The organism is Streptomyces shinuiensis, assembly GCF_043660855.1.
In the GTDB taxonomy this organism is placed as follows: domain Bacteria; phylum Actinomycetota; class Actinomycetes; order Streptomycetales; family Streptomycetaceae; genus Streptomyces.
The window spans coordinates 337,989-352,618 of record NZ_JBIHML010000001.1; the positions used below are offsets into that span (position 1 = coordinate 337,989).

Below are 14,630 nucleotides of genomic sequence, written 5' to 3' on the forward strand. Positions count from 1 at the left end.
GGGGATTCCCACGGCTCGCGCCGTAGGGGTTTCTGCTTCATCGCCGACTGCCCGCCCGGAGTACTCCGTTTAGGTCTTACACCAGCTCCACAGACAGAGGCCGTCAGCCCGACGGCCGGGATGTTCTTCGCTGTGTTCACGTCCCGGTCGTGGGTCGTCCCACAATCGCACGTCCACGTCCGGACGTTCAGCGGCATCTTATCCCGCAAGGTGCCGCAGACGGAGCAAAGCTCGGAGGAGGGGAACCAGCGGTCGATCGCGATCACTTCGCGGCCGTACCACTGGGCCTTGTACTCCAGCATGCTCCGGAACTCCGACCAGGCCGCGTCACTGATGGCACGGGCCAGGCTGCCGTTCTTCACCATGTTCCGAACGGCAAGGTCCTCGATCACGATCGTTTGGTTTTCACGAACGAGCCGAGTGGTGAGCTTGTGCAGGTGGTCACGCCTGCGGTCGGTGATGCGGGCGTAGACCTTGGCGACCTTCCGGCGGGCCTTGGCCCGGTTGGTGCCGTCGCCCTTGGCCTTGCGGGCAAGCTGCCGCTGGGCCTTGGCGAGGCGAGTACGGTCACGCCGCTCATGCCGGGGGTTGGAGACCTTCTCACCGGTCGGAAGGGTCAGCAGGTGGTCGAGGCCGACGTCGATACCGACGGCCGCGCTGGTGGCGAGCAGCGGCCTAACGGAGGGATCCTCGCACAGCAGGGACACGTACCAGCGTCCGGCCGCGTCCTGGGAGACGGTCACCGTGGACGGCGACGCGCCCTCGGGCAGTGGACGGGACCATACGATGTCGAGCGGTTCCGCCATCTTCGCCAGTGTCAGCTTCCCGTCCCGGAACCGGAACGCGCTGATGGTGTACTCCGCCGACTTCCGCGACTTCTTCCGCGACTTGAAACGCGGGTACTTCGCCCGCTTGCCGAAGAAGTTCGTGAACGCCGTCTGGAGATGGCGCAGGGCCTGCTGGAGCGGGACGGAAGAGACCTCGTTGAGGTACGCGAGTTCATCGGTCTTCTTCCAGGCCGTCAGCATCGCCGACGTCTGGTTGTAGTTCACCCGCTCCTGCCGCGTCCACGCCTCGGTGCGTGCGGCCAGGGCCAGGTTGTAGACCTTCCGCACGCAGCCGAACGTGCGGGACAGCTCGGCTGCCTGCTCGTCGGTGGGGTGGAAGCGGTACTTGAACGCCCGCTTCACGTGGGTGGTCTTCACAGCTCACACACTGCCCCGTCAGCTTGTGACGTGGTGCGGGCGATTGCGGGTATACGGCGGTCCGCTCCGACGGCGAACCGGCTTTCTCTGCCCTGCTCCGCAGGAGCTTCGTTTCCTCCCCCGACTGAAGCCGGGGGTATCCACGAAGGAAGGGCCCGATGATCCGTTCGGCGAAATGCCCCGGACGGGCGAATCGGGCGGCTCGGGGCGCCCGGCGGCCGGACGGCCGACGAACCGCACCCGGCTCGCGGTGCCGGGGAGCCCGCGGGGGCCGCCTGTCATGATGTGCTCCTTCGCGCTTGCTTGCGTGCTTCGAGTGGGGGATCCGAGTGGGGGGAGAGGAATGAGCCGGTTCCGTTACGCGGTGGGGGAGTTGGCGACGGCGCAGAAGTCGGCCAAGGGGGTGTCGCTGTACTCGCGGTACGTCAACCGGCCGGCCGGCCGGTTACTGGCCGCCGCGGCCTACGGCGCGCGGATGTCGCCCAACCAGGTCACGGCGGTCAGCGCGGTGTTCACGTTCACGGGGGTGGCACTGATCGCCCTGCTGCCGCCCTCACACGGTCTGGCGCTGGGGGTGTTCGCCGCACTGGTGACCGGCTTCGCGCTGGACTCGGCCGACGGGCAGCTCGCCCGGCTGACGCGGCGGGGCAGCCCGGCCGGGGAGTGGCTGGACCATGTGGTGGACTGCGCGAAGATGCTCGCGCTCCACACGGCGGTGCTCGTCTGCTTCCACCGCCACTTCGGCTTCTCCGATCCGGTGTACCTGCTCATCCCCCTGGCCTTCCAGTTCGCCACCGTGACGGTCTTCTTCGGGGGCGTCCTCACCGAGCAGCTGAAGCGGAACGCGGCAGGCACCGGGGCGCGCGTGCCCGCGGCCCCGCCCCCCGCGCCCTCCGCGCTGCGCTCGGTGGCACTGCTGCCGGTGGACTACGGGCTGCTGTGCGCGGTGTTCCTCTTCCTGGGCAGCCGCGAGCTGTTCCTGGTGCTGTACTGCTCGCTGCTCGCCGCCCATCTGCTGTTCCTGCCGGCGTTCCTGGCGAAGTGGTACCGCGAGCTGTCCGTCCCCGCCCGCTGACCGGCCGCCCCGCCCTCCCGCCGCCCCGCGCGCCGGGGCGGCGGGGCGGCGCGCGGCCGGCTCAGGCCGACTCGGCCAGCCCGTCGAGCGCCCGTCTCAGCAGCGTGCTGGAGGTGTGGACGGTGTAGGGGAAGTACACGACCTCGACTCCGACACCGGCGAAGTCGCGTTCCAGCTTCTGCCCCTTCTCCGTGCCCCGCCAGTCGTCGCCCTTGAAGATGACGTCGAAGCGCACCTGCCGCCAGGTCTCCACTTTGTCGGGCACCGTCTCCACGAACGCGGCGTCCACGAAGCGGATGCTGCGTACGATCTCCAGCCGCTCGGTGAGCGGCACGACCGGCGACCTGCCCTTGGCCTGCCGGGCCATCTCGTCGGACACCACCCCGGCCACCAGGTAGTCGCAGCGACTCCTGGCGTGCCGCAGGATGTTCAGGTGCCCGACGTGGAACAAGTCGTACACCCCGGGCGCGTAGCCCACTCGGTGCGTCATCCGCTCTCCTCGACGTACGGTCGGGTCAGCTGCCGGCTGTCACGTACACGGGGCCGTTGCGCCCCGAGAGGTTGGTGCCGTCGGTGACCTCCAGCGAGTAGCGGTGGGTGGCGCCGGGTTCCACGGTGTCGGTGTAGCCCATCATGGGCCGGTCCCAGTAGCGGGAGTCCTGCTCGATGGAGGTCAGGAAGACGCCGTCCCGGTAGAGCAGATAGGTCAGGACACCGTCGTCCCGGTCCCAGGATGCCTTCCAGCTCAATTCGATCTTCCCCGTGGCTCCGGTGGCGCCGCTCATCAGCGGCACCTGGGGCGCTCCGGTGTCCGGTCCGGCCGCGAAGCGGGTCAGTCCCTGCTGCGGCTTCTCGTTGACGGTGGTGAACTCTCCGCCCGTCCACAGGATTCCGTCGGCCACGACCATGGCGCGCGGGCCGATCTGCTCGCCGATGCCGTCGTTGGTGTCGGGGAACCACGGCAGGATCGTCTCGTCGGAGATCGACTGGGCCAGCAGGTGCTGGCGGTTGCGGTGCTCGGGGAAGCCTCCGGGGGTGTCGCCGCAGTTGTGCGCGTGCGAGCCGCTGTAGAGCACGCCCTGGTAGGGCACCACGGCCTGGGTGGCGCCCAGGCAGGTGTCCTTCCACAGCATCGCCCCGTCCGCGAGCCGTCCGGCCGCACGGCCGTCGAAGACCCCGCCGCCGGTGCCCTCGGCGCCCAGATAGAAGTTGGTGCCATCGTTGACCAGGGATTTCACCGCCGACTTGCTCGGGATCCAGCCGGTGAAGCGGTTGACGATCCGCCCGGTGGTCGCGTCCAGGCCGACCAGTGCGTGCACGCTGTTCAGCAGACTGCCGTTGATGGAGGTGAACCGGCCGCCGATGATGACCTTGTTCAGGTGCGGGGCGACGGTGATGGCGTTGACACCCGGGATGGGGTCGTTGGGGATCGACGATCCCCGGACGGTGACGTTGAAGGGCAGCAGGGTGCTGTCGGGGGCCAGGGCCGCGACGCGCTCGCGTGTCTGCCCCTGGACGGTGGTGAACTGGCCGCCGATGTAGACGGTGCCGTCGGTGACGTCGATGGCCCGCACCGTCGAGGAGACCACCGGCTTCCAGTCGGAGCCGATGGTGCAGTCGCCGGTGTTCAGGGCTGCGGTGTTGGAGCGTCCCACTCCCCCGGCGCTGCCGAAGGAGCCGCCGATGTAGAGCAGCGAGCCGTCGGGCGACGGTTTCAGGGCCCGTACGGTTTCCACCCCGCCGGTGAACTCCGGCGCGCACGGAAGGGGCTCTCCGGTCGCCGCGTCGAAGGCGGCGAAGTTCTTCCGCGGCAGTTCACCGGTGCCGGCGGCGGCCCCGGGCGGGCGGATGTGCTCGAAGGAGCCTCCCGCGTAGACGACGCCCCGTGCGTAGGCCAGGGCCCAGACGATGCCGTCGGTCTGCCAGGTCTCCAGCGGATCGGCGGTCAGTGTGGTCTCGCCGGCGGCCTGGGCCGGCCCGGCCCCTAACGCCGTGGACGACAGGCCGAGCAGAGCGGCGGCGAGCAGGGTCGTGACGGTTCTTCTTCTGCGCATGGATTCCCCCTGGAAACGCATGAGCGCGGACGGAACGAGCCGGGGCGGGGAGGGCGTCCGCGCCGGGCGGCGCACGCGGAGGCCACCCCTTGTTCAGCTTGATCGGCGCGACTTCCCCTCGCTGCCCTTTCGCAGCGTCCGGAGGAACTCCCCCACCCCCAGCGGCACACGATAGCGCCACACGGCCGCGCAGAACCCGCAGACGGCGAAAGCACCGCCCAGCGCAGCGCCCCACGGGGTGTCCCCCCACAGCAGGCGGGCGGTGAGCGCCGGCGGCGCGACGGCGGCGACGGCCACGGCCGCGGCGTGGAGGTAGCCGCGGTCGGCGGTACGGAAGCCCAGCCGCCGCACCAGCAGCGCCGAGGCGGTGTTGTCCACCACGATCGCCAGCCCCCATGCCAGGGCCGCACCCGTCACCCCGTAACGCGGTGCGAGCCAGATCCCGGCGCCGAGCTGGACGGCGAAGCCCGCACCGGCCGTCGCCAGGTTCCAGGTGCTTCGGCCGGCCATCAGGACGACCGTCTGCGCGTTGCCGACCCCGACGTTGACCACGCAGGCCGCCGACAGCACCACCAGCGCGGCGGCACCCTGGCCGAAGCCGGGCCCGAACAGGGAGAGCACGGTGGCGGGGAAGGCCGCGAGCATCACGAACAGGGGCCAGGAGAACAGCACGATCCACCGGGTCGACAGCCGGTGCAGATGCTCCGCCTCCCGCTCCGGGCCGGCCGCCAGCAGTCTGCTGATCTGCGCGGCCACTGCGAGGCGCACCGCGAGCTGGAGCAGGGTGCCGGCGGTCACCAGCCGGCCGACGGCCGTGTAGACCCCGGCCTCTGCGCCGGTGCCCAGCGCCGACAGCAGGATCACCCCGATCCACACCGCGGCGATGTCGAAGACCGAGGACAGTGCGCGGGGGCCGGCGAAGGACCAGAACTCACCGGGACCGGCGGGCCGTTCCTCCCCCGGTCCGCCCGCACCGCCGCGCCGTGCCGCGCGGGAGCGGCGCAGCGAGACCCAGGCCGCCGCCGCACCCAGCAGGGCGGGGGCCAGCCAGGCCGCGGACAGCGCGAGCACGCTCGGCGCGAGCAGGACCAGAGGCAGCGCGAGCACCACCCGCAGTACGGGTTTGCCGATCTGCTCCACGCCCACGAACGGGACCACCGAGCCGTATCCGCGGGTGGCTCCCAGCAGCACCAGGGAGACGGTCGCCACCGGCAGGAAGAGCGCGAACAGCCGTACCACCGCCAGGGCCTGCCCGGCGGGGAGGCCGGGCAGCAGCCAGGTGGCCAGGGCGGGGGAGAGGAACAGCGGCGCCGCACACGCCGTGCTCGCCGCCAGGGCGGGCGGCACGGCGGTGCGCAGCAGCGCCGGTACGCCGGCCCCTCCGGTGAGCTCCAGATCGCGGGAGACGAAGCGCACCAGCGCGGTGTCGGCGCCCAGCTTGCAGGCGTTGCTCACGATGGTGAACGCGGCGACGGCCGCGAAGACCGCACCGGCCCCGTGCGCGCCGAGCCCGCGGGTGACGACGGCGACCAGGAGGAAGCCGAACAGCGCGTTGACGGCGGAGCCCGCGAAGCCGAACCAGCCGCCGCGTACGGTCGCGGTGACCCCCCGGGCGCGTGCCCCGGCCGCCGCGCCGGATGCCGCCCCGTCCGCCGTGCCGCCGCCGTGCGCGGCGGGCCGTATGCCGGTCACGGGCGCGGGGTGGTGCCGTCGCCGGTGCGCCGGTACCGGCCGTACGAGCCGTAGGCGGTGTCCGGACGGGCGTCGGACGGCTCCGGTTCGAACCGCTTGAGCGTCACGGTGTCCTCTCCCGTGCCGCCGGAGCCGGGGCCGTTTGCGCTGCCCCCGCCGGAGCCGGGACCGCCGCCCGTCCCGGCGTCCCCGGCAGGCGAGGCGGGTTCGGCGGGCGCGGCGGGAGAGGGGCTCCGGCGGCGCCTGCGGCCGCCCCCGTACAGCACCGCGCCCAGGAGGTGCCCGCCGACGGAGGTGACCAGGTCCCGTACCCGGTCCAGGTCGTCCCTGAGCGTGGTGTCCGGGTCGCAGACCACCAGCACCCCGCGCGTCAGTCCGGCGACGGCCGTACCGTCCGCGTGGGACAGCAGTGGTGCGGTGACGGCCACGACGTACTCGCCCCGCTCGGCCGCTCCGCTCAGCAGCCCCGTGAAACCCGGTGAGTTCAGTGCCCGGGCGGCGTCGGGCACCCGGCACCCGGGGACGAGTTCGAGGTATCCGGCGGTACCGGCGTCCACGGTGGCCCGCGCGCCGTCCGGCCAGCGGCCCGGCACGGGCTCGCGGGCGGCGCCGCGCACGGGGAGTTCCCCGGCCAGGCGCGGCGTACGCGGATCGGCCTCGACCAGCAGTACGTCGCGGCCGGTCTCGGCCAGGGCCGCGGCGAGGTTGACCGCGGCGGGCAGGGTTCCGGGGTGTTCCCGGGCGGACACGACCAGCAGGCCGCCGGGCTCCGCCAGGCGCGGGTGGCGCAGCGCGCGCAGGGCGATCGTGCGGAACTCCTCGGCCCGCTCCCCGCCGTGGGAGGGGCCGACCTCCAGGATCCCCGCGCCGTCGCGCCGCGGCGGCAGGGTGCCGAGCACGGGCGCGCGCAGGGCGGCGCGCACCTCGTCGGCCGAGCGCGCCCGCGGGTCCAGCAGGGAGCGGATCCAGGCGGCGAGCAGTCCGCCGGCCAGGCCGGCGACCGCTCCGACCGGTACGAGTACCACGATCCCGGGGCCGGAGGGCGCGTCGGGCGCCTCGCCCCGGCGCACCACGTCGCCGGGCGAGGTGTCCAGGGTCTTCAGAGCGGTGACGCGTCCCTGGAGGTCGGTTATGCGTGCGGCGAGGTTCGCGCGTTCGGACTCGGCGGTCTGCCGGGCGGACTCGGTGGACGCGCCGGCGATCCTCTCGTCCAGTTCCTCGCGCTGGTCCACCAGGGGCTGGAGTTCCTCGTTCAGTTCGGCGACGGTGTTGTCGATGCGCCGGACGACGGCTGCCTCGCGGTGGTGCAGATAGGCACGTACGAAGGCGTTGACGCGTTCGGCCGCCTCCCGCGGCGAGCCGGCCGTGTACTCGAACTCCAGGATCTGCGTGTCGGGAGGGTTGCTCACCCGCAGACCTCGCTGGAGCTGTGCCGGGTCGGCTCTCCCGCCCAGTTCCTCGGCGGCGCGTCCGGCGACCGCGGCGCTCCGCGCGATCTGCCGCTCGGTGCCCATGCTGATCTGCTTGTCGGCCGAGACCCCGCCGGCCTCGAACGGCGCGGTGCTGATGGCCTGTACGACGACCTCGCCGGTGGCCGTGTAATCCGCGCCGCCACCGGCGGACACGGCGCCGCCGCAGGCGGCGCCCAGCAGCAGGCCGGAGGCGATGACGGCGCGGTGGCGGAAGAGCCGGCGAAGCTGGTCGCGGAGCTGGTCGGGCTCCCGCGAGGACGGATCGTAGGCGCTCACGTGCGTGCTTCTCCTGTGGAGGTGGTCGAGAGGGCGGTACGGTGTGCGGTGCCTGCGGGCGCGGGGCCGGGTGCCGTCGCCGTGCCCGTCGGCGGCCCGGGGGACGGCGGCTCGGAGTGTGCCCGCCCGGGCGCCGTCCGGCCCGGCCTTCCGGTGATCAGCACGGGTGTCAGGAGCAGCAGGGTGAGCGGTCCCGTCACGAACAGCAGGCTGCCTCGCAGCAGGATGATCTGGTAGAAGCCGAACGCGGTCACGGCCAGGGCCGCGAGCGTACCGCCGTGTCCGCGCAGCCGGTGCCGCACGCCGTCGATGCGCCGTCCCGCCGCTCCGAACAGGGCGAAGACCGCGACGACCCCGGGGATGCCGGCCCACATGTAACTCTCGATCCACAGCGGCGCGGAGAGGTTCTCGAAGGAGTAGCCGGCGTGCCGGGCCAGGGCGATGCCCGCGTCGTCGGGCTTGCCGGGCCAGACGGCGCGCGGCACGAAGAACAGCGGCGGCCCGAGCGCGTCCCGCAGCTCGTGGCCGTTCTCCCGTACGTGGTCGACACCGGTCGCGATCTGCTGGAAGGCGTCGTAGTCGCCGTTGGAGGTGAACTGCTCGGCGAGCGAGACGACCTCGACCGGCTCGCGCCTGTCGTGGCGGAAGTAGTCGCTGTAGGGGAACACCAGCAGCACCATGGCGGTGACGGTGGCCGCCCCCGCCCGGAAGGCCCGCGGCCGGCGCAGCGCGGGAGCGGCGAAGACGAGCGTCAGCAGCACCGTCCCGGCCCAGAAGCGCGGCTGGCTCACGGGGTTGTTCACCACGGCGTTCACCGCGGCCAGCACGGGCAGCAGGATCCACCGCGCTCCGCGCAGGGTCCGGTCGCCGCCCGGTGTGCGGGGTACGTACAGCAGCGCGAGAAGCGCCCAGAAGGCCGGCACCGACAGGCTCCAGGCGGCCAGGGCCTGGTCCGCGGCCCCGCCCGGATCACCCTGCGCGGTGGCCTCGTTGACGGCCTGGCGGCTCTGGAAGAACGCCGCCGGGCCGCCCTGGGCGGGGACCAGCACGGCCGCCAGCGCCAGGGACAGTCCGCACAGCAGCAGGGTGCGCACAGGGGTGATCCGGCGGGCGAGCAGCGGTTCGAGCACGGGGGAGCCGCGGGGCGTCCGCCGTCCCGCCAGCGCCGATCCGGCGCTGTAGGCGAGCAGTCCGGTCTCCACCAGGACCGCCGAGGTGAAGGCGGTGCCGGCGTCGACGGCGAAACCCCAGGGGTAGGAGTCGGTCGCCAGCATGGCCAGCGGCGCCAGGCCCAGCCAGACGTAGCAGAAGAGCCAGAATCCGAAGCCGACCACCCGTATCAGGGGATCGGTCAGCACCCGCGCCAGCGCCCCTCCGGTGTGGGCCACCACCACGCACTGCACCGCGAACGCGGCGCCGGTGCGCACGTCCTGCCCGTACAGCGCCAGAGCGGGCAGCAGCAGGACGAGCAGGACGGTGCCCAGGCACAGCGCGGGGACGCTGCGCCGCCCGGCCCGCTCCGCCGCCGGGAACGGTTCCCTCACGGGCATGACCCGTTCTCCTCCTCCCGTTCCGCGCCGGCCCCGGTCCGGTGCGGCACGGGCGGGTTCGTACGCCTGGTCAGGATTGGATTGCTCGAATTTCTTGCTTTTATCGTCTTTTCCAATTTTCTGGCTGCGAATGGATGCGTATGCCCCTACGATGACCGCGTCTTCGAAGGGGGGACGGCTGTGCTGGACTCGTTCGCGGGCCGCTGCGTGCTCGTGGTCTCGACCAACTACGCGCCGGAGCACGCCGGCATCGGACCGTACTCGGCGCAGATCGCCGAGCACCTGGCCGCGCTGGGCGCCGACATCCACGTGCTCGCCGGGATGCCGCACTACCCGGCGTGGCGGGTGCACGAGGAGTACCGCGGCAGGTGGCGGGTGCGCGAGGCGCGCGAGGGCGTCACCGTCCACCGCCGCAGGCACACCGTGCCGCGGCGTCAGACGGCACTGCGCCGGGGGCTGTTCGAGGCCAGTGTCCTGGCGCACGGCGTCGCGGCGCCGCCGCTCGTCCGCCCGGACGTGGTGCTCTCCCAGATGCCCAGCCTGGCCGGAGGTGTGCTCGGCGCCCGCATCGCCCGGCGCGCCGGGGCGCCGCACGCGGTGGTCGTCCAGGATCTGATGGGCGCGGCGGCCGGGCAGAGCGGGATGAGCGGCGGCGGCCGGGTCGCCTCGTTCGCCGGGGGCGTGGAGGGCCGGGTGCTGCGCTCGGCGGCACTGGTGGGGGTGGTGCACGAGTCGTTCACCGACCGGGTGGCGGCCATGGGCGTGCCGCGCGAGCGGGTGCGGGTGGTGCCCAACTGGACGCATGTGCGCGCCCCCGGTGGCGACCGCGCGCGGACCCGGGCCCGGCTGGGCTGGCCCGAGGACGCCACCGTGGTGCTGCACTCGGGGAACATGGGCCTCAAGCAGGGGCTGGAGGTGCTGGTGGAGACCGCCCGCCTCGCCGACCGGGACGGCGGCCCGGGGCCGGGCCGCCCGGTGCGGGTGGTGCTGATGGGCGAGGGGCACAGGCGCGAGCGTCTGCGGAAGCTGGCCCGGGGGGTGGAATCGCTGGACTTCCTCCCGCCCGCGGGCACGGAGGAGTTCCCCGAGGTCCTGGCCGCGGCGGACGTACTGGCCGTCACGCAGCGGGCGTCGGTGCTGGACATGAGCCTGCCGTCCAAGCTGACCTCGTACTTCACGGCCGGACGCCCGGTGGTCGCGTCCGTCGCGGCCGGCAGCGGCACCGCACGGGAGGTCGAGCGCTCCGGAGCCGGGGTGGTGGTGCCTGCGGAGGACCCGAAGGCCCTGCTGGAGGCGGTCCGACGGCTGGCCGGCGATCCCGGGCGGTGCGCCGAACTGGGCGCGCGGGGGCACGAGTACGTCGAGCGGCGGCTCAGCCGCCGGGCCGGTCTGGAGCGGGTCACCGCCCTGCTGCGGGAGGTGTCGGCCGCCGGATGACGGACGGACACGGCGCGCGGGGCGGTTCGGGGGCGGTGCGGACCGCATGCGGTGCCTCACCGCGCTCCGGGCCGGACGGCGCGGGCGGCGGCCCCGTACAGCCTCTCCAGCCGGTCGGCCACGGCCGCCACCGAGAACCGCTCCCGTACCGCCGCGCGGCCCGCCGCGGCGGTGCGCTCGCGCAGTGACCGGTCCTCCAGCAGGCTCAGCACCGCGCCGGCCAGCTCCCCGGGGGAGCCGTCGGTGACCAGGGCGGCCCCGCGCCGCTCCAGCTCGGCGGCGATCCCGCAACTGTCGGTGCAGACCACGGGGGTACCCGCGGCCAGCGCCTCCAGCACGCTCATCGGGAACGGCTCGTCCACGCTGGGCAGGACGTACACGGTGGCGCGGGCGATGCGCCGTACCGCGGCGGCGTGGTCCAGCGGCCCGCCGTACTCCACCGCCTCCCGCAGCCCCTCCCCGGCGATCAGCCCGCGCACCGGGGCCAGCCGGCCCTCGTCGGCCCCGTGCAGGGTGAAGCAGGCCCCGGGGTGCTCGGCGCGCACCAGCGCGGCCATGCGCACGAACGCCTCGGGGCGCTTGCGCCGGTGGAGCCGGGCGAGGAAGAGCACGTCCGGCCGGTCCTGCGGCCCGGCCTCCCCCTGCGGACGGCCCTCGGGCCCTTCCCCGGGCGGCCTCACTCCGTTGGGCAGGCGGACCGTCGGCGGGCCGCCCGGCCGCAGCACCCTGCGCAGACCGGTCTCCTCGGCCTCGGTGAGCACCAGCGCGGCGCACGCCCTGCGCAGCAGGGGCACGTAGCAGCGGTCGAAGAGGCGGACGGCCGCCGAGCGGCGCGGCTGGACCATGCCGTGGGTCTGGACGACGAAGGGGCGGCGGCGCAGTACGGCGGCGGCCAGCGCCGCGAGGGAGACCAGATCGCGCCCGGCGTGGACGTGCAGCACGTCGGCCCGGCCCGCCAGCCGCCACAGGGTGAGGGCCAGCCGGGGGTGGAACAGGCCGAGGAACCCCCGGCCGGGCACCAGCGTGCGGGCCCGGTGGGCGCGCAGCGGCACACCGTCCAGGGTGCGCGGCGGCGCGGCGCGACCGCGCCACAGGGAGACCAGTACGACCTCGTGGCCGCGTGCGGCGAGCTCCGCGAGCTGTCCGGTGGCCACGCTCACCGGGCCGCCGTAGGCCCCGTCGTCGCCGGTGAGGGTGACAGTGTGGACGATCCTCATCGCGCGCCTCCGGCGGTGTGCACGGCTCCCGGTGCCAGGTCCCGGTGGGCGACCGCCCCGGCCCCGACGACCGCGCCCGCGCCGACGGTGACGCCGCGCAGCACCATGGCCCGGGCGGCCACCCAGCAGCCGCGTTCCAGGCGGACGGGAGCGTTGTCGAACTCGAAGGTGGGCGAGTGCCGCCGGTGGCTGCCGGTGCACAGCACCGCCTCCTGGGAGACGCACACATCGCTCTCGACGGTGATCGGCTCCAGATTGATCAGCCAGGCGCCCTCGCCGATCCACACGTCGTCGCCGACGGCCAGCTTCCAGGGCCACTGCACGCGCACCCGGTGCCGGATGAGGACCCGCTCCCCCACGCGCGCGCCGAAGGCCCGCAGCAGCGCAGGGCGCCAGCGCGGCGGGAACCACCACTTGACGAAGAGCAGGTTGAGCGCGGCGAACCAGGCGGCCTGGACCAGCAGACCGCGCTGCTTGTCGTAGCCGGCGCCGGTGAAGCCGCGCAGCCGGCGCCCAGCGGCCGGGGCGCTCAACGGTCCACCCGCACACGGCGGCCGGACAGTTCGGCCTCCAGTTGCGCCACATCGGCCTCGACCATGATCCGGGCCAGCTCGCCGTAGTGCACCTCGGGGGACCAGTCCAGCAGCTTCCGCGCCTTGGAGGCGTCTCCGATCAGGGCGTCCACCTCGGTGGGGCGCTCGTACTTGGGGTCGAAGCGCACATGGCGCTCCCAGTCCAGCCCCGCGGCGCCGAAGGCGGCGGTGAGGAAGTCGCGGACGGTCGCGGCCACTCCGGTGGCCACCACGTAGTCGTCGGGCTCGTCGCGCTGGAGCATGCGCCACATGGCCTCGACGTACTCGGGCGCGTAGCCCCAGTCGCGGACGGCGTCGAGGTTGCCCAGGTAGAGGTGCTCCTGCAGCCCCGCCCGGATCCGGGCCACGGCACGGGTGATCTTGCGGGTGACGAAGGTCTCGCCGCGGCGCGGACTCTCGTGGTTGAAGAGGATGCCGTTGACGGCGTGGAGGCCGTACGCCTCGCGGTAGTTGACGGTGGCCCAGTACGCCATGACCTTGGCGCAGCCGTACGGGCTGCGCGGGTGGAAGGGCGTGGTCTCGTTCTGCGGTGGCGGGGTGGAGCCGAACATCTCCGAGGAGGAGGCCTGGTACAGCCTGGTCTCCACGCCGCCGGCCCGGATGGCCTCAAGCAGCCGTAAGGCGCCGAGCCCGGTCACGTCGCCGGTGTACAGGGGCGCGTCGAAGGAGACGCGGACGTGGGACTGGGCTCCCAGGTTGTACACCTCGTCCGGCCGGATGTCGCGCAGCAGGTTGACCAGCGCCACCCCGTCGGAGAGGTCGGCGTGGTGCAGGACGAGCCTGCGGCCGGGGGTGTGCGGGTCCTGGTAGATGTGGTCGATGCGCTCGGTGTTGAAGCTGGACGAGCGTCTCGTCAGACCGTGCACGGTGTAGCCCTTGTCCAGCAGCAGCTCGGCCAGATAGGAGCCGTCCTGCCCGGTGATGCCCGTGATCACAGCGGTACGCGGCATGGTGTTCCCCCCACAGGTGGTCTGGTGTCGGCCCGTGTCCGGCCGGTCGCCGGGGCGGGACGGGACCCCGGCGACAACCGGCCATGTTTCAGCAGAAGTCGGGAGAAAGTAAGCCTCTCCCTGACAGAATGCGCGCCATGGACGACCTGCTGCCCCCGCCCGCCCGCGTCTTCGTCGCGGGACACCGCGGCCTGGTCGGCTCCGCCGTCGCCCGGCGCCTGTCCGCCCGGGGCTACGAGGTGCTGACCCGCACCCGCGCCGAACTCGATCTGCGCGACGGCGCCGCCACCGCCGCGTACCTGCACGACGCCCGGCCCGACGCCGTGGTCCTGGCCGCCGCGAAGGTGGGCGGGATCATGGCCAACAGCACCTGTCCCGTGCAGTTCCTGGAGGACAACCTCCGCATCCAGCTCGGTGTGGTCGGCGGCGCCCATGCCGCCGGGGTGCGCAGACTGCTCTTCCTTGGGTCGAGCTGCATCTACCCCAGGCACGCCGAGCAGCCGATCACCGAGAGCGCCCTGCTGACCGGCCCGCTGGAGCCGACGAACCGGGCGTACGCCGTCGCCAAGATCGCCGGGATCGTCCAGGTCCAGTCCTACCGGCGGCAGTTCGGCGCCTCCTACATATCGGCGATGCCCACCAACCTCTACGGGCCCGGCGACAACTTCGACCCCGAGACCTCGCACGTCCTGCCCGCGCTCATCCGCCGCTTCCACGAGGCGCGCGAGAAGGGCGCGAAGGAGGTGGTGCTGTGGGGTACCGGCAGCCCCCGCCGCGAGTTCCTGCACGTGGACGATCTGGCCGCCGCCTGCGAGGTGCTGCTGCGCCGCTACGACGGCGACGAGCCGGTCAACGTCGGCTGCGGCGAGGATCTGACGATCCGCGAACTGGCCGCGCTGGTCGCCTCGGTGGTGGGTTACGAGGGCCGGATCGCGTTCGATTCCGCCAGGCCGGACGGCACCCCGCGCAAGCTGCTCGATGCCGGCCGGATGCGGGCGCTGGGCTGGTCCCCCTCGATCGGCCTGGCCGAGGGGGTCGCCGCCACCCACCGCGCCTGGATCGGCGCGGCCGAGCCGGTCTGACCCGGCCGCGCCGCCCGCCCCGGCGCC

11 protein-coding genes and 1 pseudogene are annotated in these 14,630 nt (G+C 73.3%); 3 read left to right on the forward strand and 9 right to left on the reverse strand.

Features of this window, described 5'->3' with window-relative positions; genetic code table 11:
* Positions 1-11: 11 nt before the first annotated feature.
* A pseudogene (locus ACGRHY_RS01475) lies at positions 12-1,205 on the reverse strand (RNA-guided endonuclease InsQ/TnpB family protein); the annotation flags it as partial.
* A 343-nt stretch (positions 1,206-1,548) separates the two neighbouring features.
* On the opposite strand from ACGRHY_RS01475, the gene ACGRHY_RS01480 reads away from it, so the two are divergent.
* Positions 1,549-2,280, forward strand: a complete 732-nt coding sequence (locus tag ACGRHY_RS01480; RefSeq protein WP_394633567.1) for a CDP-alcohol phosphatidyltransferase family protein — start codon at positions 1,549-1,551, stop codon at positions 2,278-2,280.
* Positions 2,281-2,341: 61 nt separating this feature from the next.
* Here ACGRHY_RS01480 and ACGRHY_RS01485 read toward each other — a convergent pair whose 3' ends face one another.
* The 5 genes from ACGRHY_RS01485 to ACGRHY_RS01505 form a co-directional block, all read right to left on the reverse strand.
* A complete protein-coding gene (locus tag ACGRHY_RS01485; protein ID WP_394633568.1) occupies positions 2,342-2,770 on the reverse strand; it encodes an FAD synthase family protein in 429 nt (142 codons plus the stop codon).
* A 25-nt stretch (positions 2,771-2,795) separates the two neighbouring features.
* A complete protein-coding gene (locus ACGRHY_RS01490; protein WP_394633569.1) occupies positions 2,796-4,334 on the reverse strand; it encodes a fibronectin type III domain-containing protein in 1,539 nt (512 codons plus the stop codon).
* A 93-nt stretch (positions 4,335-4,427) separates the two neighbouring features.
* Positions 4,428-6,026, reverse strand: a complete 1,599-nt coding sequence (locus ACGRHY_RS01495; protein WP_394633570.1) for a lipopolysaccharide biosynthesis protein — start codon at positions 6,024-6,026, stop codon at positions 4,428-4,430.
* Complete coding sequence (locus tag ACGRHY_RS01500) at positions 6,023-7,774, reverse strand: lipopolysaccharide biosynthesis protein (RefSeq protein ID WP_394633571.1); 1,752 nt, start codon at positions 7,772-7,774, stop codon at positions 6,023-6,025. The genes ACGRHY_RS01495 and ACGRHY_RS01500 overlap by 4 nt, the downstream gene beginning before the upstream one ends.
* Entirely contained in the window at positions 7,771-9,324 is a 1,554-nt protein-coding gene (locus tag ACGRHY_RS01505) for a hypothetical protein (RefSeq protein WP_394633572.1), read from the reverse strand. The genes ACGRHY_RS01500 and ACGRHY_RS01505 overlap by 4 nt, the downstream gene beginning before the upstream one ends.
* 183 nt (positions 9,325-9,507) lie before the next feature.
* On the opposite strand from ACGRHY_RS01505, the gene ACGRHY_RS01510 reads away from it, so the two are divergent.
* The gene (locus ACGRHY_RS01510) at positions 9,508-10,761 is read left to right on the forward strand and encodes a glycosyltransferase (protein ID WP_394637878.1); all 1,254 of its coding nucleotides are present in this window, start codon (positions 9,508-9,510) and stop codon (positions 10,759-10,761) included.
* Between the two features lie 56 nt (positions 10,762-10,817).
* Here ACGRHY_RS01510 and ACGRHY_RS01515 read toward each other — a convergent pair whose 3' ends face one another.
* Genes ACGRHY_RS01515 through gmd form a run of 3 tightly spaced genes read right to left on the reverse strand, consistent with a single transcriptional unit; the run spans position 10,818 to position 13,521 of the window.
* Positions 10,818-11,978: a glycosyltransferase gene (locus ACGRHY_RS01515; protein ID WP_394633573.1), complete on the reverse strand. Its 1,161-nt coding sequence runs from the start codon at positions 11,976-11,978 to the stop codon at positions 10,818-10,820.
* Positions 11,975-12,511, reverse strand: a complete 537-nt coding sequence (locus ACGRHY_RS01520) for an LbetaH domain-containing protein (RefSeq protein ID WP_394633574.1) — start codon at positions 12,509-12,511, stop codon at positions 11,975-11,977. The genes ACGRHY_RS01515 and ACGRHY_RS01520 overlap by 4 nt, the downstream gene beginning before the upstream one ends.
* On the reverse strand, positions 12,508-13,521 hold the full coding sequence (gene gmd / locus ACGRHY_RS01525) for a GDP-mannose 4,6-dehydratase (protein ID WP_394633575.1): 1,014 nt from the start codon (positions 13,519-13,521) through the stop codon (positions 12,508-12,510). Before gmd ends, ACGRHY_RS01520 begins: the two co-directional genes overlap by 4 nt.
* 137 nt (positions 13,522-13,658) lie before the next feature.
* Between gmd and ACGRHY_RS01530 the strand changes: the two genes are divergently transcribed.
* Complete coding sequence (locus tag ACGRHY_RS01530) at positions 13,659-14,603, forward strand: GDP-L-fucose synthase family protein (protein WP_394633576.1); 945 nt, start codon at positions 13,659-13,661, stop codon at positions 14,601-14,603.
* Positions 14,604-14,630 lie beyond the last annotated feature (27 nt).